Genomic DNA, 17,972 nt, shown 5'->3' on the forward strand with positions numbered 1-17,972 from the left:
ACCCATACCTTATATATAAATTTGCCTTCAGACTAAACTTTGTCAGCATGAGCATGGAATCGGTCTATGTTAGCTAAGTAAAAAGTAACACATATGCGGCTTTCTCGTCAGGAGTTGTATATCCATCAAACGCACCCATATTTATGTCATTGCTTATAGAATGCCCCCATTCTTCTGCCTCCCAAAGAGTATCAAAAATCATGGAGTCTTGTTTACAGTTTGATTCATGCCAAATGGTACTCAAATTAAACCTCCTTCAAATTGAACTTCTCATGAAATCCATCTTTTATTTACTTAATTGATTGTATTTCAATTTTCACCACTGAAGCTTGACCAGGGTAACTTAGAAAGGTAATACCCACTGACCATGCCTTTACCTGTTGACCAATGGATAAGTCGCTAAATACCTGTAACTGTTTACTATCCTTTACCACTATTTTTCCATCACAAATAAAGGAAGTCCCTTACTTAACTATTTTGCCCGTTGAGTGAAGGGCTGCTGCTCCCGTTACTTGAAAAAAATGAGTAAGCGTCCTTAGCTTCCTGCTTGTTGATGGATTAAAAAAATATCTACTTGTTAATGTATAAGCTTAATTTACATCAACTACAATACTACCAAAATACCTATCCCCAATGTATGCCTCCAACCTCCATAAACCTGGGGTAGGAATGGTCATATTCGAAGGCGGAACAGATGCATCGGCGGATCTAAATGTACCGCTTAAGCCACCCGCAAAAAAAACAGTCCTGCGTTGTTCTTCACCCTTTTTTACAGCGATCACTTTGAATTCGCCCCGTAAATCATCGGACTTCCCCCAAAAGAACCAAAAGTTTTGATAAGGTTTGCCTGCAGTTAATGAAATATCAACAATAGCTAACTTACCTATTTCCCCGCGAAGTCTGGTAGATTCCTTTTGCCCTTCTGAAGCTATTTCAAAGGTGGGACTAGCTTCCCATTTATGTTTCTCTATATATCCGAGAACCTTACCCTTGATTTTATTCGTTTCAGTGGAACCGAACATCCGACTGTCTACACTTCGAAACCAATCATCACCAATTAGATATATGTGGTCTTTGGGTACCTTAATCTCATCTATATTTATGCTTTGTAAGAAATCCAAGGCATTTTTCACATTGCTGTTGTTTGGTTCATTATTCATGAATTGTTTTAATTCCTCGGTATCGTTACCTAAACGATGTGCTTTTCCATAGAACGTATCAAGTTTTTTGCCATTAATATATAACTGACCGGCATTAATGCTTACCTGTTCACCTGGAAGCGCTATAACTCTTGAAATATCAAACTCAGGGAGCTTACTGTTTTCTCTTACGCCCTCTAAATATACAACGTCTCCCCGTTTTACATCATGATTGTTATAATAAGCTGGATCAACTACGAGCTCCTCGTAATAATAATCATGATGCCCACGATCCATGTTATCTGAACGATGGTAATATATCTTATAATCCGGATGGACCGGAACTCTTTGAATAGTCGGAACTGTGTCAGTATCGGTAACAACTTTTTCTGAGCAGCCTATTAAAGCGACCAGCATCAAGCATAATATATATAATCTCCGCATAATGATCCCTCCTTTTATTAGTTTATCCTCCATCCTACAAGACGAGATCAATGAAATGGAACATTTTTGTGAATTGTCGGAAAAATTGGAAGAATCACAGAAAAAAAACTAACTGCGTCGGCATTTAGCTTTTTTTCTGTGATTCTTTAGTGGTGATTGTCTAGCGAAAGAAGGCTGTGCGCGGCAGCCTCATTTCCGTAATTGAACTATCGTTCTGCGTTAGTTAAAAGATGTCTTAATAATGTGCTTCCAATTAGGGAGCAACTCATAGTCTTTAATATGCTTATACTCTAAGACTTCAACCGTCCCGCTATTGTCTATTCGAAATTTTATGGCGTCAATCCCAACATCAAGATGAGGTCCAACATAAGGTGTCATCGTTAAGTTAACTATAATATGAGAATTAAAATACTCGACCACTAGGTCCACAGGACCAAGAAGCGGAGAAAACGTAGGCGATACAGTGAGCCTTTCTTTGTAAAACTCGTTTATTTGCTCTTGTATTTTGGGAGCTAACAGAGTAAGAATGAGCCGCTCATTTTGGTTTGAGTTTGATCTAGCGTAAGTTGGCTGTATCCATACCAATAATCCGAGAATCAAGATTGTACAAGGCAGTATACCTCTCCACCACATAAGAAAAACCTCCATTAAATTTTGGTTATTTTACCCATTCGGTTATTGAACTATCCTGCCCGATAATTTAATAAACAAAAGAGGCAAGCTCTTTCACTATCGTTTCCCGTAAGTTCAAGGGAATTTTTTACATAAATTTGCTTGTAAAGAAGCAACATATCCATGAGGTGTTGGATATGTCAAAAATAAGTATAACTCTCTTCATGTTATTTGCTTTCTCCGTTTCCTATACAACCTGTTATGCGCAAGAATTATCAAGTCCCCAAATAGGTAACTCCGATCAGCAGGTTGAAGAGTTAGAAAGACGTTTAGAACAGCTTGAGCCACCTAAACCAATTACAATTGTTGAACCACAAGAAGAAGCAGAAGCCAAAAAATACTATCCCACCGACACGATTCCTATTTCTGAAGTAATAGATAAAGGAACAAAAATTCCATTCAACATAATAATGAATGACCCTAACTATAAAAGACCTGTATATGAAGAACATTGGCACAGTACATATTGGGGGGGCAGATGGAGTTACATCCCAATGCGAATACAATACGCACTCCATCGGTTATTTACCACTTACGACATTGGAATTTCAGGTGAGTTAAACTTCAAACAAAACGTAGGTATTAATTTTCCTATGTTTCAGAATGACACTGCTCTTGATTTATATATTGTTGTTTTTCAAACGACAGTCACCGATGTTTATACAAAAGGAAACCAAGTGGTTGTCGCTGGCACTCCCAATAGAAATGGTGTGCAAGTCTTGACCGTTAAAACAGGTGATATACATCCTACTGATTTAAGGAAATCGTTGCTTATTCAATTAGCAACTGCTTTAGGTCATGAACTTGATTATTCAATCATTGCTTACGAACCACCAGATTTTTGGTTAAAACAAAAACTAAAAGCAAAAGAACGAAAAGGATAATAGGCGCTCCAACCAGTTACTTCAGCAGATCCATAATCCAAGATGTTGAAGTTGTATATTATAGATTAACCTAAGGAAAATGTTTGAGTGTTCTTTCATTAAATAAATGTAAAGGGTGAATGATATGAGAAGATTTTTCATAATGTTTCTTTTGACAATGATGATTTTATCTGGATGCTCTGCTTCTAAAGATATTACTATGCCAATGATAAATGACATTGATTCTGTTCAGTATGTTATACCCCTTGAATCCATTCAAATTCCGCCACTCAATCCAGCTGAGAAAAGAGATAAAGAAATTATTGAAAAAATTCTAGTTTGGTTAAGCAAATCCAAGGTATTAGGATATAAGGAAAGTTTCCCTTCAAAATCAATACCACCAAATTATTTATCAGTAAAATTAACCAACGGTAAATTTATCAAAATATCCCCAGCAATACATGGAAAAGAAATAGTTGAAGTTACAACAACTCCTGAAGTGTTTCGAGTGCTTGCTCCTGAACTCAATGATTGGATTCATATGGGTTGGAAGCAAGACCTCATATCCCAAAAACAATGAAAAAGCTGTAATCGGGTCGTTTTGTTCTCAATAGCTAAGTCAATGGCATGCTGCATAAGCTTCCAACCTACACCCATATTCCTATGTATAGGCGGCTTCTATGGGGCAACCATCTCGGTATTTAACTATCGTTCCTCGTTAGTGTAACGAAAAGGTATTATTTAGTTCCTCTATTTTACATTTTTTTGTTCAAAACTGACCATTGATCAATATCCCAAACAATTCCATCATAATCATGTAATATCTTAGATTCAATACGAAAAGTAGCGAGATTATAAAACAGCCTGAAAATACTTATTGCTTTACTCGCCCTTAAGCTTGATTTCACCATTCTTATATGTACCTATTTCATAATTTTTAATAGTTAGATAAACTGTTCCATCTTTCCATTGAGGTAATCCTTTGAATAATTGATCACTTCCATCGTAACGTTTTTGAATCTTATCAATAACATCTTGTAGCATTGATTTCAATTCTCTATCTGGAACGGTGAATTTACCCTGTCCTTTATATTTAGAAGATGTTACAGGTTGAGTATCCAAATCAATTGAAGAGTGAAGAATTCCACTTTGACCATCCTTAAGAGAGGGTAAAACAGAAATTATTGCATGTTGCACAATAAAATCTTCAGTAACGAGTCCACCTTCGATATTGTGCTGCATGTTCATAAAATAAATCCTGCGATCAAGCGATTCAATTCTGCTATCAATTTTTGTTAAATCTACAGTTGGTAATTTAGAAGAAACATCGCTAATTTTATTTTCTAGTTCTAAGTATTTGTTGTTCATATCCGAAAATGATTTCTCTAACTTCGTAAATTTATTGGATAAGAGCAGGGTGGAAGTAGATAATGCTACAATCAATGAAGCTGATACGATATTTAATACTATAACTTTCTTATTCCTCTTAATCTTTATTTGTTCTGGTTTTAATAACTCCAATTGATTCTCCATTGCTCTAAAAACCCCCAATGTATTACATTCAGTAGTTATATTGTAGTATACAACCTACGAAATTAACACAGGATTGTTAGGCCCTATCGTAACTTTATGAAATAAGGAACAGCAGCCGCGGCAGAACTGCTTCTTATTTTTGTTGAACCATAGTTTTCGTTAGTTCAATAAATGGGTTTGTATATCCTATCCGTATCAGTATCAATTACGAAATCAACCACTTCATCATTATCAAAAGGTATTTGCTCAAAACTATGTCGTTTGCAAAATACATCAGGTAAATCTCTAATATTAGAAGTCAGCCTTTTTGCTTGTAAATACTTTTGTTTTAATTCCTGTTTATTGAACTTGGTACCTGTAATATGAACTCGGTGAAAATAGCCATCAATTTCAACTAACATTATCATCACGACTGGTTGCTAATCAATCCATATAGCTTAGAATACTTACATAATAACTCATCCCGTGTCCATAAGTTAATCTTTTTAATTACTCAACATTACTGCTCGTCCCTCGGGGAAAAGGCAGCCGGTTGACAGCTGCCTCGTTGTAGTCTGTTTTAAGCTATAGTTCTGCGTTAGTTTAACATCCTTACGTTGCAAAGTAATCGGTATTTTACTTACAAGCTTCCATTTTCTCTCTGTTCCAAATCCCCCCTCTGGGGGCAAATAAACCTCCACATAATAAGTACCAGCGGACACAGGTTTAAAACTAAAATCACTGGTGTTCCCTGGAATTGAAAGATACTTGTTCTCAACGGTTTGAGCAGGAGCTAATTGCGTAATACTGTCGTCAAAGGTACAGCTCCTTTTCTCTGACCTCATCACCAGCCCAGTCTTCTTATTTTTATTAACAATTCGAATGTCGATATGTGTAGGACAGCTAGAACTTCCAGATTGATATGTGAACGTCTCCTTCCCTTCATTTGTCAACTTAGCGTCTACCTCGATTACTTCATCTAAACCAAATTGGTTTTTATCTAGTTTAATTTCATATCCTAGACTACCAAAGCTTTCTATATGATGGATAGGTAGGATTGGTTTATCTGTCTCTTTCATCATTACAACACTTGCTATAACCGAAATGCACAAAACACCGACAAGACCATAAATAACTCTCTGTTTCAACAACAACGCTCCACTCTGTTAACAAAGATAGTTTTATTTCTTGGTTATTCTAACCATTTTCCTAGTATGTTATTAAACTGCCCTTTAGCTGAGAAAGGCAGCCAGTATTTCGGCTGCATTTTCTTCGTGTTTATTGAGCTATCGTTCTGCGTTAGTTGAGCGACTCCTCTCTCAATAGAGGAATTATTCAATTCTTAAATTATAAAAGTAATCCCTTATGATTATATCGGTAATTGGCTAGACATGAGATACCAATCTTTATTTCCTATGGTTTCGGTTTGTAGAAGTTTATCTTTTAATTTATCGTCAAATTTATCAAAGTTATTTTCTGCGCTCATTTTAAATTCCTTAAAGTAAGTTTTATTCCTTGAGGTCTTTGCATACAAGATATCTTTATATTCAGATACTCCACTTTTTAAGTATTCTAGCTGTAAATAGTACACTTCTATGACATCACCAATAGATAACTCTACCACTTCATTCTTTATTAGCTTTGAAACGTATTCCTTGATTTCATTCGGTTCAGAAATCACCTTAACTAACATAGGTTGTGCTTTTTCAGGATGCTTAGTGGAATATAGAGAAACGTTAATCATTTTTAAAATAGGCGATTCAACTTCACCCTGTATCCCTGCACTCTCTATAGGTGAGGAATGATTCCGCGTTGGTGCTACACTTGGTTTTTCATTTGAATGTGAACATCCAAAAATAAATACCATCGTCACTATAAATAACAGTTTTTTCACTTGAACGACTCCAATCGTAGTTGATAACCACACGCCTACTCTCTTCTGAGTTACTTATTAATTAGACGTAATAAAATGGAAATCGTTCCAGAATTATGCCCGCTTAACGTTCAACTACGGTCCGACGGACTAAGCATCATAGTTGTATAGAATTAATCTTTCCCGAAATACCTCTTGATGCCCGAGAGGATTTTCACGGATCGAGGGAGCATATGCGACCGATGCAGGAATACGGTGTTAAGTTGATGCCATCTATGAATTCTATGAATTACGGAACTTCTCCTATTGAGCGATACAAATTAAAGTCGTAATCAAAAAGTGTCTTAACCCATAACTTCCAGTCATAATTGAAACCAGGCTCACAATCGTATCTAATAAATTTTTGACTCTCATCTTTAATGTAAAATGATGGATTTCCATTATCTTGAATAATAAACCATACCTCTAATGTTTTAAAATGTTCATCTCCATTAGGAGTTGTCATTAACCAATCCACTGGATTATCAAAAGTTAATTGCAAAAAATAATTAAAATTACCGTTCATTGTTTCATTTAAACCAATTTTCTTATTTATTAGCTTTTGGTTGAAAGAGTCATCAGATTCATTTATGTCATTTTTTTTGTAAGTAAAATTAATCCGTAGGTGATTTGCAATTACCATTGCTTTTGAAAGTGATACACCAACACGAGCCTCATTATTTGAAAAAGAGGTTATTGTATTCCTATACACTTCCATCTCAACAGGAATTTCATCATTAAAATCTCTTCTGGCAATTATCTGGTTTTCAACATCTTTTGTTTTCACCATCTCTTTATATTTAGAGATTTCTTCTTGATATATTTTTAATGCTTCCTGTTGTTTTTTAAGTTCTTCTTGTTTTTGCTGTAATTGATCATTTAATTTCGAAATTTCTTGGTTGTTAGAATTATTGTTAAAACAACCTGTAAGGATTACTATAAGGAAAACAATGGAAGTAACCGATTTTTTCATTTTAGATCTCCGTTTCTTGTGTTGCATCAATTTCACGGGCTTCAGAAGAACTGCATTATTAACTGTTAATTAATGTATTCGAGAAATATCCACTTATTTCCTTTTTATATATTCACTCAGATAATCAAGTTATTGCGCTATACTGCCCGTTACTTTAATACACAAAGAAGAGCTGCCGCGAAGCCAGCCCCTTCAATGTTGTTTCCGGTTATTTTAATCATATTGGTGATAAAATGGCCTCTAAAATAGTTTAATATTATCCAATTATCGCCATTAAATCATCCTTATCATCTTTCATTAACAATATGACATTACTTTCATTAACTCTAAACTTCCAATAACTAAGCACTATTATATCATTCACCTTGTAATTCCAATCTTTGATAAGCGTAACTTCATATGTTTGTTTATCAATCATTTCAACATGGGTGGTTAACTTTAAAATGGTTTTATTTCCGTACATTCCACCTATCGGAACCTTCATTGTCTTAGATCCAGTTCGTTTGGGGAAATCCACATTTAAATGAGGTTCGTTTAATTCATGAATCTTTAATAAAGTAATTTTCACAGCATCAGATTCGCTAAATGAGTTACTGCAAGCTATTATAACGAAGATAATTGCGATTATGGCGTAAAGTACGATTTTCATTTTTTTATCCTTCCATACAGAGTCTCATTGATTATGTGTATGGAGTGAATACCACTTTTAATACTCATGAATGAAAACATGTTGCATTACTACAAGGCAGCTCCTACACTAACGTTTTCCGTTAGCGGAATTAGGCCTGCGGTCCCGCTGAAAAAAAGTAATGTGAATATCATACCGTCGATGCGATGCTTAAATCAATCATTTAACTTACTTCATTGCGTTATCCATTCAGTAATAATCGGTTTACTATCAAATTGGATAGTGTATTGAATTAATGAATACATCCCAATCTCGTAAGTTGCCTTTAGACTAATAAACTTCTCCTGAATTTCAATTACAACATCACTGTGTTCATATTCCCCTTTCACAGGGATCGTAAAATTGTAACCACCATCTCCAACGGGAACTTTCCAACCATCGTCCGTCTTAACGAATAATGAATCAACTATTTTCACACTTAGTTTTGGGGTGAAATAAGCTTGATACTTAGTAATAATTTCCTCTCTGGATGGATAGATTTTCATTTCAATTTGATTTGTATATTCTAAAACTTCATTCATAAAATCGTATAACTTCTTCTCATTCCAAGTAGAAAAATCGTAGTCTGTTTCTTTATTGTTCTCGCTTTGTTTCTTAAATGTCATATAGTTGATGGTTCCATCCTTCTTATCGGCAGCAAAGAACAAAACATATTCTCCTACTTTGTATGATAATCCCCAGCCCTCTTCCACATTATTGGGTCCGTCATAAACAGGCTGACCTAACGCATTTTTGACTTCCTGTACGGAGTATTTGATGGTTTCTCCACTTACTCCTATTGCTCCTACGGTTTGATTCGGACCAGAGAAAAAGTAATCGTAATCAAACCATGCATCAAACTGGGTTTGTCTTTTTTCTGTTCTTTCTGGTTCTCCCCATGTTTCAAACACATCCTTTTTTGCAGCCCCTATTCCGAATTCAATTCCGGGGAACTTTCCTTGTGCTACTGAACTAAGAAATTCTTTGTTTAGCTGTAACTTCTTGCTCAACGAAGTTTCTTTAATTTGAATAGTCTTTGTGGCTTCCTCATATTTGACTAACGCCCCCATATTCTCAGCTACGAAACGAACCGGTACATATGCATGACCGTTATGATTTAACACAACATATTCTTTCGTATCCAACTCTTTGGTTTCGCCATTAAATATAAATTTGGCAGGAAACAAGTACGCTTGAATCGTGTCTGAGGCATAAACGCCAGTTGTCACAGCTAAACCAATTCCACATATTAGACCTAAAACAAACTTTTTCAAAATTCCTCAACTCCCATTGTTGTTCTAATAAATCAGACGAAGCGAACAAGGAATATGTTTCCATTTTATAGCTTTCTTACACAGATTATTTCAATTAAACTGCTCTTAAGTTCAATAAAATGAGCAGGTCGCCTCAGCACCTGCTCATTAATGTTATTATTCAACAAACGTGTCCCGTTAGCGTATTATCCTGCCAGTTTGCCTATGAAAAAGTTAAGCAATGATTTTTAGTGGATCAACTATCTTACAATTATCGCCAATTTCATTAAACTCAAAGTGAGTTCGAATGAATGTCCAGGAATATGTATCGTCAAAAATATATAAATCTGAGGGTAAACTGGGTATGTGTTTGAGTAAAGTAGCTATCTCTGAATTATAGATATGGGCGATGTCGAGATCGTATCGTAAACATGGAACAACGTCCTCCCAAAAGAAGTAGACCGATTTACTAACATCTTTAAAACTAATACCCTGTAGTTTACACAATTTATAATCCGCTTTTAGTGTATCCCATAAATATACGCCTTGGACATTTTGTGAGTAAGTGTTCTTATAATACGCAGAGTTTGTATCTACAAAAGAATCAATATATCGTTCAATTAAATTTAAGGATTTCCCTGGGTCAATCTGACTGACGCCCCAAGAGCTAAGTCTTTCTGCTATATCTATTTTCATTAATTATCCCCACCTTTAACCTTATGAAACCATTATATAGAAGAATTAATTTCTATTGAATAAAATATCCTCTCTCCAGTTCAACAGGTTGCCGTTCGTTTGTTGCACTAACGTGTCCGTTAACGGAATCCAAATATTCAAATTTGGGGTAATAATTTTATTATTTTTTCAATAAAAGAATCCCAATGTCCTGAGTTCGAAAATCCAACCCCCCATTCCACATCTCGTAATGCTTTTCTTAATTGAATAAGTTTATCTATTTCGGACTGGCTTAGTTCGTTCAACGGTTCAACCATATTATCATTTAGATAATCATTTAGGCTATGATAGAGTCTGTTCAAATAATCTTTTTCTTGTTCAGATAAAACGCTAATACCTGAGTTTACTTCCAAAATTACCATGATATCTTGCAGAACATCACCGACCTTCTCACTCACATGTGAAGGTTGCATCCACTGAGTCTCTATCTGATTAGCTATAGCCCCCTCTAATTGGACAAGATCCCATTGTATTTGAGAAAGTGTTAAAGTATGCTTTACAGAATCCACTCGTTCTTTTAATTTGTAGTTCTCACTGACAACCAGTATGGATATGACTGTCAATATTGAAATGAAGAGCATCATTATAATTCTGCTTACTCTCTGCAAATCAGTAACCCCCAGTTGTTAAAGTTATTTTGTATCCCTCCAATATTTTCCTCTTTGTTCGATCCAAAAACAATTAAAATTTTTGATGATCGACTACGCAAATCTGCCAGTTAGTTTAGCAAGAAGCCTTATTAATCAAAAACAACCCAACAGGGAAAAGTAATGGTAATCCCATGTAGATGAGGTGTAAGTAATGAGAAAATCAATTATCGCTCTTATTCTAGCCATCACACTTATTATTCCTATTCAAAATAAAACCGTATTAGCAACCAAACCAACCCAAGACTCAACACAGCTTAAGTTGCAGGATATGCTAATGGTATTTTTAACACCATATATTTATAAAGATGTGAGTGAATATTATAAATCGTCATTAAAATTCAATCCGATTATTGAGCCGTGGCGGATTGATGTCATACAAGCTAAAAGAGTCACTGGTTTTCGAGGTTTTGATTTTTCATTAATAATTGAAGTAGAACCTACTGTGGGACAACATGTGCTCGTTGGGAAAGATCGAATTGAATACCAATTATCTTTTGGACCATCTGTTAAATTGATAAAGTTCACCCATTTAACGACATATGAATTGCCTCCAGATTTGAAGGATATCTTGCGGTAGTCGAATAACACACAGCAAAAGCTAAATTGGCTGGTACTGTGTGTTATTTGCCATCTACAATTTATTGTTCAACTGCACTAAATGGCCCGTTAACAAAAGGCTGCACGCGGCAGCCTTATTACGTTTGTTCAACTATAGTTCTGCGTTAGTTGAATCTTGAGACGTTATGGTTAGCAGTTCTGTTTGATTACTGCTACTCTCACCTTCAAGAAGTAGAACTCAGAATATAACATCTTCGTATTAACCTGCTAACACCTTCGAGACTAAGTGGTGGTTACTTTTGGCAGGAAATCTTGAAGTGTAAAATTCTGCTTTAGATCTTTCAAAGAGACGTGGACTTGACCAATGATTTTCATCTTGACCAAATGCCTTGCGTAACCCGCTACCAATGCGCCATCACCAATTAAAATCTGTTCATCACAATCACATTTTTGAACGGGAACATCAGTAACAACTAATGTGCCCCTCTTAAATGGACGTTCTGTTGAAGTAGTTATATGTATATTTTCTCCTTTACACCGGTCACAGTGAGACATACAAGCATCCCCTCCTATAACCTTTATTTTATCATGGGTTTGATATTTCACAAAAGGTTTAGTAATTATCCAAATACTGTATTAATATGACGACTAATCTAACCGATAAATTATTGTATATGATGTTGTTATAGTGGTAGTAGTGTACGTAATTCTTATTAAGATACGAGAGGTGTGGTGAGATGAAGGGCGGTCTAAAGTTATTTGCTATGTTAGTATTCCTATTTGGTTTCCCAGCGATTATTGCACTGACCGGCGTATTTGGCCTTGTGATCGGGATCTTTTCTCCATTAATTCTTAGTTACATTTTTCTGGTCAAGCGGCTTGAAAGTCGGAGACAAGCTTTGGGAGTTTTGGTAGGCCAATGCCTATTGGGTGCGTTAGTATTAGGCATGCTAATAGGTAAAGTGTCAGATAATGGGCTACTTGTTGCCGAAGGTATTTATGCTGTAGCGATGGTAGTATTTAACTTCGTAATGAGGAATCCTGCTCCCTATTGGAAAAAGAAGTGGAAGGATTATAGAAACTAGTGGGTATAACATAACTCAAGAATAACTAATAAGCTGGTGTTCCGACTTGATGGGACGTCAGCTTATTAGTTATGTTTGCGTTAATTGTAAATACAATTATAGACTGAGCGCAATAGCTGAGTTCGTTGTTGGCTGCCGATCGTGGCCGTAATAACCTGCGCATCTGAAGCGTGTGTGTATTGCGGCACATATCTGGCTGCCTTCGCTTACACGTTGATGTTCCCGATCATTACAACACTTGTTCGCCTCCAAAAGAGAATCTAGCCAGTCTACAGCTATATTCTTTGTATATCTATCGTCATCTCAAAACGCTTTCTATCCCCAACTTGAGTGAAGTCGAATTTTCTACTTTACAGTTTTACTAACAGCAAGCAAATGCTTCAAATTAAGAACTTAATGCAAAGAAATAGTTCAAGTCACACCGGCCCTGATAAGGGGCTTTTTTTATAGGTTCATAAACTTTTCTTATATGGATATAATTTACTTTTATCGAACGAAAAACGTATGGATTTAGACCACACGTTTCACTGCTGTTTCCGCCGTTAATCCTCAACTATTGTTCTTCGTTAGCGCAATGAACATTTTATTATTGGGGAACTAATATCATCAAATTTAATACAGTACATTGATGGTTAATTCAGATTGTATAAAAAAATCCTTCCCTTCTTTAATACCATAGCCTGGTACGTCTTTACTATCCTTTATATCCACATTTACTAGATCACCTAAGTTAAAGTTAACATTAGCCGTTATTTTATAAGTGCCTTTGGGAAGAAGTAAATCTTTTTCCTTATAAAACTTTTCATAAAAAGCTCTATTAGGATCATCAGTAGAGTAACCTCCTGATTTTACGTATTCTTTCCGATAAACAATATCCCTCTTTATTTGAGAAGTATGAATATCTTGAGTCACAGCCCCAAATGATTCAAACCATCCATCCAACTGTTTAATGCTAAAAGTTATATAGTCTCCCCCGTGTATGATCATTACATCTTCTTGATTTCCGTTGTATCTGAAATTTGCCCATAGTTTAATCGGTTCGTTTGATTTATATGTCTCTTTGTTCGAATAAAGCTTTAGATCAAAATCGTTCTTTACATCATTAGCTATTTCTTGATTAGTTGCGGTCGATGAACCTTGTACCGCATTGGTTTGGGATGGTTGTTTTTTCATTGGATTAAAAAAGTATATTGATAGAGTAATTAGAATTACAAAAAAAATTATTCCAGATTTTACTTTCATGCAATGATGCCCCTCTTCTAAGTTGTAATTGTCATCACTATTCGGTTAGAAAATAGAAAATCCTTTGTTTAGCCGTGTGGGAATTTATTGAAAGTATACTGCCCGATAGCTTAATGAGGCTGCCACTCGTTTTCGCAGCGGCAGCCTCATTTTGTAGTTTATTTAAGTAACGTTTCCGTTAGCGTGACAAAGACTGCCTCTAACCCCTAGAGCGCAATAAAAGTGCTGTCTTTGTCAACAGCACCCCAGCCATACCCTAATCACTTTGTCTTTCGTAAATTATCCCTCTAATTCGTTCTTCACTTAAATTGAATATTGTAGCCAGTTCCGCTATAGTTAACCCTCCATGGTATTTCCTTGTTATATCCTCATTTCGCTGTTCCATTTCATCCCGAATTCCAGTTGATGTCCCCCAATCTTTCCGTTCAGTTTGAGGAATATAGATATGCTGTCCTTTTACATACTTTTGTATTTCTTTAATTAAACTCTCCGGCAAAACTTCTTTGGCATTTACATACTTTTTCATAATTTATAATCCCTTTATACACTTATATAAAGACGGATTACATTAGCATCTTCTAAGTTTTCATTATGGAATCCCTCGGTAACCATCGCTGCAAATACATCAAAATTTTTCAAAGTGATTCGGGTAATAACATGATATAGATTTAATTGTTTCATCGAAATTAGGGAACCTTTCAGAAATCTTCTTATTTCGTCTAGATTCAAATGATACTTGGGTCTAATATGAAGTCCGAAAGCAGTGGCATCTAAGAATTCATTTTCAGAACCTCTATTGGATACGACAACTCTATAATAAGCGATACCAGCAAATTCATTGGATACTTTATCTCTAAGTGTAAGTATTACTTGATCTGGATTTTTGCTTGGGGAGTATTGGTTTTGAAATAATTCAACCATTGCATCTTCCCCATCTTCAATAAGAATTTGCTTAATATTATCATAATTCATTTCTATGGCGGGTTCTATTCCAGTTAGGTCAAAGTCTTCAGGTTCTTCCCATTTTCTTAAATCAAGTAATGTTGTGATATATGCATATTCATCTGAAGTAAAACCCAGCTTCTCCCATAAAGTAATTCCCTTATTTCTAACTTGCCCGAACTTGGTAGATGCAAATGTATAAATTTTAGCCCCGTCTCTTTCCTGAATAACAGACATGCACTTACGCAATAATTCTTCAAGTATGCTCTCAGAACCATCCAAAAATCCACATTCAATATATCCATTCTTTGTTACATTTGAAGGAAAAACTCCCATGAAAGCTACTATTGTATTGTCTTTAACAGCAATAAAACCTTTGTTTGAAGAACTCGGATTACAATATTGGTTTTTTAATACTTCTCCGTTTACACCATATACGCTCTTTTGATCACCGGAAATTCGTTGAAAAGTATCGTTAATTAAGTTATAGATTGCTTCAAAATCATCACATTCCTTCACAGTCCTTATCTGAACCAAATTGATCATCCCCTTTATTCTTGATACTCTTATTATGACTTGAAATTACATTGGATAAAATATCGAAGATTTTTATAAAAAAAGTCAAACAGATGACCCTTCTCGTTCCTTCATCAACAGAAATAAGCCCAACGTATTTCAATCACAAGAATCTCCTTTGCATCAGAAGTTTTTTCTGGATTATTTCGGTAGATATTCGCTTATCCCTTCTCCACAAACCTGCCCGTTAGCTTAATGACGTATCGTTAGTCTAAGTCTTTATTTTCTTTTAACACCTAGTACGACCCAAAATAATAGTCCAAGACTGCTACAGTCCTATATTATCGAGAAGAGGGTTTCCAATTATCTGCTAATTTAACTAATTCTTTTTTTATTTGCTCCGGCCTATCTGTCAATATAACAATAGAATAGATCATTTTAATATTTTTTTCAGTAGGATGATTCTTACGTAAAAGTAAAATTAACTTTTCTTTCTGTTGATGGTTAACCATCGTAAATATATATTCGGAATCAGACGTTATTTTTATTTTCTCTTCTGTTATTATGTCTATTTCTTCCTCCGTCGTGCCCATTTTAATCTGCGATTCAATTTGTTCTTGTATTAGGGATTCTTGCTTTATTCCAGTTCCATTATTGATTACCTGGATTTGATGACCATACCATGTAAAGGGAGGTTGATTTTCATACAATTCAGTTCCGTCTGAAAGCAAAGCAACTGCATATTTATGAACATTAGAGATAGACTCAAGCTTTGCCGTATTCCATATCTCAGTTCCTTCTGCATTACGAATGGTTAAATCAGAAATTTTAAAGGACGCTGATCCACTAATTTCTGGATTTCCAAGGGATTCCTTTATTACATTCGAAGGGTCTTGAATTAGAATGGGTTGCTTCCCATATGTGCCGATTTCCAAAGTCGGAATATTGTCAATAGAACTTTGATCTGGGGTGAAAGCGATTTTGTTGGAGAAGTATTCATGATTTGCATAATAAGTAAATTTACCGGCAACCTCTAGATTTCCACAAAATTGTATTTCCACCATATTCTCTGTAGAATAACCTGGAATTGATCTATTAATTGAGCGTATCGTAACTCCCATGATTTTATCACCTACTTTAACCTCGGATGCTCGAATTAAGTTCCCGCTTATAGAATTAGGCATCTGTGGTTTATGAATTTCTTCACACGAAGGTATAACATCTTTTATATCGTTATTTTTCGGTGTCGGATTACTTTCCTTTAGTTTATTTTTGTTAGGGTCAGAACTTTCACTTAGTAAATTTTGATAAGTATCTGGTTCAGTTTTTTTTAACTCTTCTCCATTTTGAGTGCATCCAGCGATGATCAAACACATCAATTTGATTATGACTACCCTGTAGATCCTCATCTTATCCCTCCTACAAATGTATAATCATATAAATAGACGATAATAGAGCTTACAATGTTTTCAATTGCAATATGGGAGCAGAAAAAAATATCTGCTCCCATATTGCACCTTATTAATTTACTTCAAACCGTATAGTATCTCTCTTTCCATTTTATCAGTAATGTTAAATTATTAGCTAATGCAATATCTTGCTTTGTTCCTTCTTCGCTTAGAGGTATATCGGATATTCCTTGAGCCTTACCAAGACTATTCAATTCAGTCACACCGTGCCGGATAAGCCCTACTGTGGTTGCCATTCCTGTCCCCCTCAATGAATGCTCAATTTCCCATTTTTGCTATCGCAATAGTACCATATATTGTAACTATCCTGCCCGTTAGCTTAACGCCCATATCCAGTCTAATACTTATTTTCCCGGTCTAATACTCCCCTTGTCTGGAAAGAAAGTGTCATTTTTATTTATCTACAGGGAGGTGGGTGCAAAAGCAGGGGGAGCACATAGGGTTCTCTCATCCCATCGTTTCATACATCTGGTGGTTTCACCTACGTCTTATTTACGAACTTCACGTATTCGTGAAGTTCGCTAAACTATCGTATCTGTTACGACTGCTCGCTCACATATTCCATTCCTCTAGAGGTCATTTTATAAAATTCAGGATTTTTGTTGGGTTGGTATACAATAAATTCTAGATGCTTATTATCAAAAGTCACTACACCATTCATGACCTGATTAAGATTTACGCTTTCAAATTTATTGCCGTTTACTTTTATTATTTCAGTTTCTGGAATCGTTCCTCCAGCGGATGTGATCAATTCTTTTTTACCATCACTATCGATATCATATTCTTGGCAGTATTTTTCCATTTGAATAAATGATATAGGGAAGCCATTTTCAATTTTAATGTAGTGGGTAATTGGGGCGGATGCTCCTTCTGATCCACGGATTTTAATGAGTGAAATGCCGTTGAAATAATTTTGAGAAATTTCAGTCTCCTCGGGATTTCCATATCCAATGATGCCCTCGATTTCGTAAATCTTGTCTCCAGTTTTAATACCAGCGTAGATGTTTTGAGATTCGCCACTCTCTTTGCTATATAGAACAACCGAAGCATCTTGTAGTTTTACTTCTTTAAGCTTCTTATTGACCACGTTCGTACCAAGGGGTGATAGTCTAATAGTAGGTAATGTTACAGGCATATACTCTACTGGAACGATTTTTACTTTCTCAGGCTTAATGACAGTGTTTTCTTTTGTGGGTTCAGGTTGTGCGGATGGCATTATATTTATGGTGGGTGTTTGTGATTGTTTTGGAGCGGTACAAGCTGTTAAGACTAGGCAAAGAAAAATCACGGAGGGTATCTTTTTTATAAATACTCTTAAATGGTTAATATTGTTTGACATT

The 17,972-nt window shown here is 35.5% G+C and carries 24 protein-coding genes; 4 read left to right on the forward strand and 20 right to left on the reverse strand.

Features of this window, described 5'->3' with window-relative positions:
• Positions 1 to 73: 73 nt before the first annotated feature.
• The 4 genes from QFZ77_RS37145 to QFZ77_RS37155 all read right to left on the reverse strand — a co-directional run bounded on the left by QFZ77_RS37145 (position 74) and on the right by QFZ77_RS37155 (position 2,231).
• A complete protein-coding gene (locus QFZ77_RS37145; protein WP_307448853.1) occupies positions 74 to 244 on the reverse strand; it encodes a hypothetical protein in 171 nt (56 codons plus the stop codon).
• A gap of 46 nt (positions 245 to 290) precedes the next feature.
• Positions 291 to 434: a DUF3221 domain-containing protein gene (locus tag QFZ77_RS38110; protein ID WP_373462712.1), complete on the reverse strand. Its 144-nt coding sequence runs from the start codon at positions 432 to 434 to the stop codon at positions 291 to 293.
• Positions 435 to 590: 156 nt separating this feature from the next.
• Positions 591 to 1,583: a signal peptidase I gene (gene lepB / locus QFZ77_RS37150; protein WP_307448856.1), complete on the reverse strand. Its 993-nt coding sequence runs from the start codon at positions 1,581 to 1,583 to the stop codon at positions 591 to 593.
• A 219-nt stretch (positions 1,584 to 1,802) separates the two neighbouring features.
• Positions 1,803 to 2,231 (reverse strand): DUF3888 domain-containing protein, encoded by a 429-nt coding sequence (locus tag QFZ77_RS37155; protein WP_307448858.1) that lies wholly within the window; start codon positions 2,229 to 2,231, stop codon positions 1,803 to 1,805.
• A gap of 161 nt (positions 2,232 to 2,392) precedes the next feature.
• Between QFZ77_RS37155 and QFZ77_RS37160 the strand changes: the two genes are divergently transcribed.
• Both QFZ77_RS37160 and QFZ77_RS37165 read left to right on the forward strand, forming a co-directional pair.
• Positions 2,393 to 3,139 (forward strand): hypothetical protein, encoded by a 747-nt coding sequence (locus tag QFZ77_RS37160; RefSeq protein WP_307448861.1) that lies wholly within the window; start codon positions 2,393 to 2,395, stop codon positions 3,137 to 3,139.
• 124 nt (positions 3,140 to 3,263) lie between these two features.
• Entirely contained in the window at positions 3,264 to 3,698 is a 435-nt protein-coding gene (locus QFZ77_RS37165; protein WP_307448862.1) for a hypothetical protein, read from the forward strand.
• On the opposite strand, the gene QFZ77_RS38115 is transcribed toward QFZ77_RS37165, so the two are convergent.
• The 9 genes from QFZ77_RS38115 to QFZ77_RS37205 form a co-directional block, all read right to left on the reverse strand.
• Positions 3,656 to 3,775, reverse strand: coding sequence for a hypothetical protein (locus QFZ77_RS38115; RefSeq protein WP_373462713.1), 120 nt, complete (start codon positions 3,773 to 3,775; stop codon positions 3,656 to 3,658). The two genes, QFZ77_RS37165 and QFZ77_RS38115, sit on opposite strands and share 43 nt — an antisense overlap.
• Positions 3,776 to 4,000: 225 nt before the next feature.
• Positions 4,001 to 4,651 carry a hypothetical protein gene (locus tag QFZ77_RS37170; protein ID WP_307448866.1) on the reverse strand — a complete coding sequence of 217 codons (651 nt, stop codon included), beginning with the start codon at positions 4,649 to 4,651 and terminating at the stop codon, positions 4,001 to 4,003.
• A 485-nt stretch (positions 4,652 to 5,136) separates the two neighbouring features.
• Positions 5,137 to 5,778, reverse strand: coding sequence for a hypothetical protein (locus tag QFZ77_RS37175; protein ID WP_307448869.1), 642 nt, complete (start codon positions 5,776 to 5,778; stop codon positions 5,137 to 5,139).
• Between the two features lie 221 nt (positions 5,779 to 5,999).
• Positions 6,000 to 6,524, reverse strand: a complete 525-nt coding sequence (locus tag QFZ77_RS37180; protein ID WP_307448872.1) for a hypothetical protein — start codon at positions 6,522 to 6,524, stop codon at positions 6,000 to 6,002.
• Positions 6,525 to 6,792: 268 nt separating this feature from the next.
• Positions 6,793 to 7,515 carry a hypothetical protein gene (locus tag QFZ77_RS37185; RefSeq protein WP_307448875.1) on the reverse strand — a complete coding sequence of 241 codons (723 nt, stop codon included), beginning with the start codon at positions 7,513 to 7,515 and terminating at the stop codon, positions 6,793 to 6,795.
• A gap of 256 nt (positions 7,516 to 7,771) precedes the next feature.
• Positions 7,772 to 8,164, reverse strand: a complete 393-nt coding sequence (locus QFZ77_RS37190; RefSeq protein WP_307448881.1) for a hypothetical protein — start codon at positions 8,162 to 8,164, stop codon at positions 7,772 to 7,774.
• Between the two features lie 212 nt (positions 8,165 to 8,376).
• Positions 8,377 to 9,456, reverse strand: a complete 1,080-nt coding sequence (locus tag QFZ77_RS37195; protein ID WP_307448884.1) for a stalk domain-containing protein — start codon at positions 9,454 to 9,456, stop codon at positions 8,377 to 8,379.
• A gap of 213 nt (positions 9,457 to 9,669) precedes the next feature.
• Complete coding sequence (locus QFZ77_RS37200) at positions 9,670 to 10,131, reverse strand: hypothetical protein (protein ID WP_307448887.1); 462 nt, start codon at positions 10,129 to 10,131, stop codon at positions 9,670 to 9,672.
• A 137-nt stretch (positions 10,132 to 10,268) separates the two neighbouring features.
• Complete coding sequence (locus tag QFZ77_RS37205) at positions 10,269 to 10,778, reverse strand: hypothetical protein (RefSeq protein ID WP_307448890.1); 510 nt, start codon at positions 10,776 to 10,778, stop codon at positions 10,269 to 10,271.
• Between the two features lie 193 nt (positions 10,779 to 10,971).
• On the opposite strand from QFZ77_RS37205, the gene QFZ77_RS37210 reads away from it, so the two are divergent.
• The gene (locus QFZ77_RS37210; protein WP_307448893.1) at positions 10,972 to 11,397 is read left to right on the forward strand and encodes a DUF3888 domain-containing protein; all 426 of its coding nucleotides are present in this window, start codon (positions 10,972 to 10,974) and stop codon (positions 11,395 to 11,397) included.
• 263 nt (positions 11,398 to 11,660) lie between these two features.
• On the opposite strand, the gene QFZ77_RS37215 is transcribed toward QFZ77_RS37210, so the two are convergent.
• A complete protein-coding gene (locus QFZ77_RS37215; protein ID WP_307448748.1) occupies positions 11,661 to 11,933 on the reverse strand; it encodes a YgiT-type zinc finger protein in 273 nt (90 codons plus the stop codon).
• A gap of 182 nt (positions 11,934 to 12,115) precedes the next feature.
• On the opposite strand from QFZ77_RS37215, the gene QFZ77_RS37220 reads away from it, so the two are divergent.
• Positions 12,116 to 12,463: a hypothetical protein gene (locus QFZ77_RS37220; protein WP_307448751.1), complete on the forward strand. Its 348-nt coding sequence runs from the start codon at positions 12,116 to 12,118 to the stop codon at positions 12,461 to 12,463.
• Positions 12,464 to 13,075: 612 nt separating this feature from the next.
• Here QFZ77_RS37220 and QFZ77_RS37225 read toward each other — a convergent pair.
• The 6 genes from QFZ77_RS37225 to QFZ77_RS37250 form a co-directional block, all read right to left on the reverse strand.
• Entirely contained in the window at positions 13,076 to 13,705 is a 630-nt protein-coding gene (locus tag QFZ77_RS37225; RefSeq protein WP_307448896.1) for a hypothetical protein, read from the reverse strand.
• Positions 13,706 to 13,961: 256 nt separating this feature from the next.
• Positions 13,962 to 14,231: a CD3324 family protein gene (locus QFZ77_RS37230; RefSeq protein WP_307448899.1), complete on the reverse strand. Its 270-nt coding sequence runs from the start codon at positions 14,229 to 14,231 to the stop codon at positions 13,962 to 13,964.
• Positions 14,232 to 14,245: 14 nt separating this feature from the next.
• The gene (locus QFZ77_RS37235; RefSeq protein ID WP_307448901.1) at positions 14,246 to 15,184 is read right to left on the reverse strand and encodes a hypothetical protein; all 939 of its coding nucleotides are present in this window, start codon (positions 15,182 to 15,184) and stop codon (positions 14,246 to 14,248) included.
• Between the two features lie 320 nt (positions 15,185 to 15,504).
• Positions 15,505 to 16,572: a hypothetical protein gene (locus QFZ77_RS37240; RefSeq protein ID WP_307448904.1), complete on the reverse strand. Its 1,068-nt coding sequence runs from the start codon at positions 16,570 to 16,572 to the stop codon at positions 15,505 to 15,507.
• 122 nt (positions 16,573 to 16,694) lie between these two features.
• On the reverse strand, positions 16,695 to 16,868 hold the full coding sequence (locus QFZ77_RS37245; protein ID WP_373462714.1) for a histidine phosphatase family protein: 174 nt from the start codon (positions 16,866 to 16,868) through the stop codon (positions 16,695 to 16,697).
• A gap of 302 nt (positions 16,869 to 17,170) precedes the next feature.
• A complete protein-coding gene (locus tag QFZ77_RS37250) occupies positions 17,171 to 17,971 on the reverse strand; it encodes a hypothetical protein (protein WP_307448907.1) in 801 nt (266 codons plus the stop codon).
• Position 17,972 lies beyond the last annotated feature (1 nt).

It is taken from the genome of Paenibacillus sp. V4I3, from assembly GCF_030817215.1.
GTDB lineage: Bacteria > Bacillota > Bacilli > Paenibacillales > NBRC-103111 > Paenibacillus_E.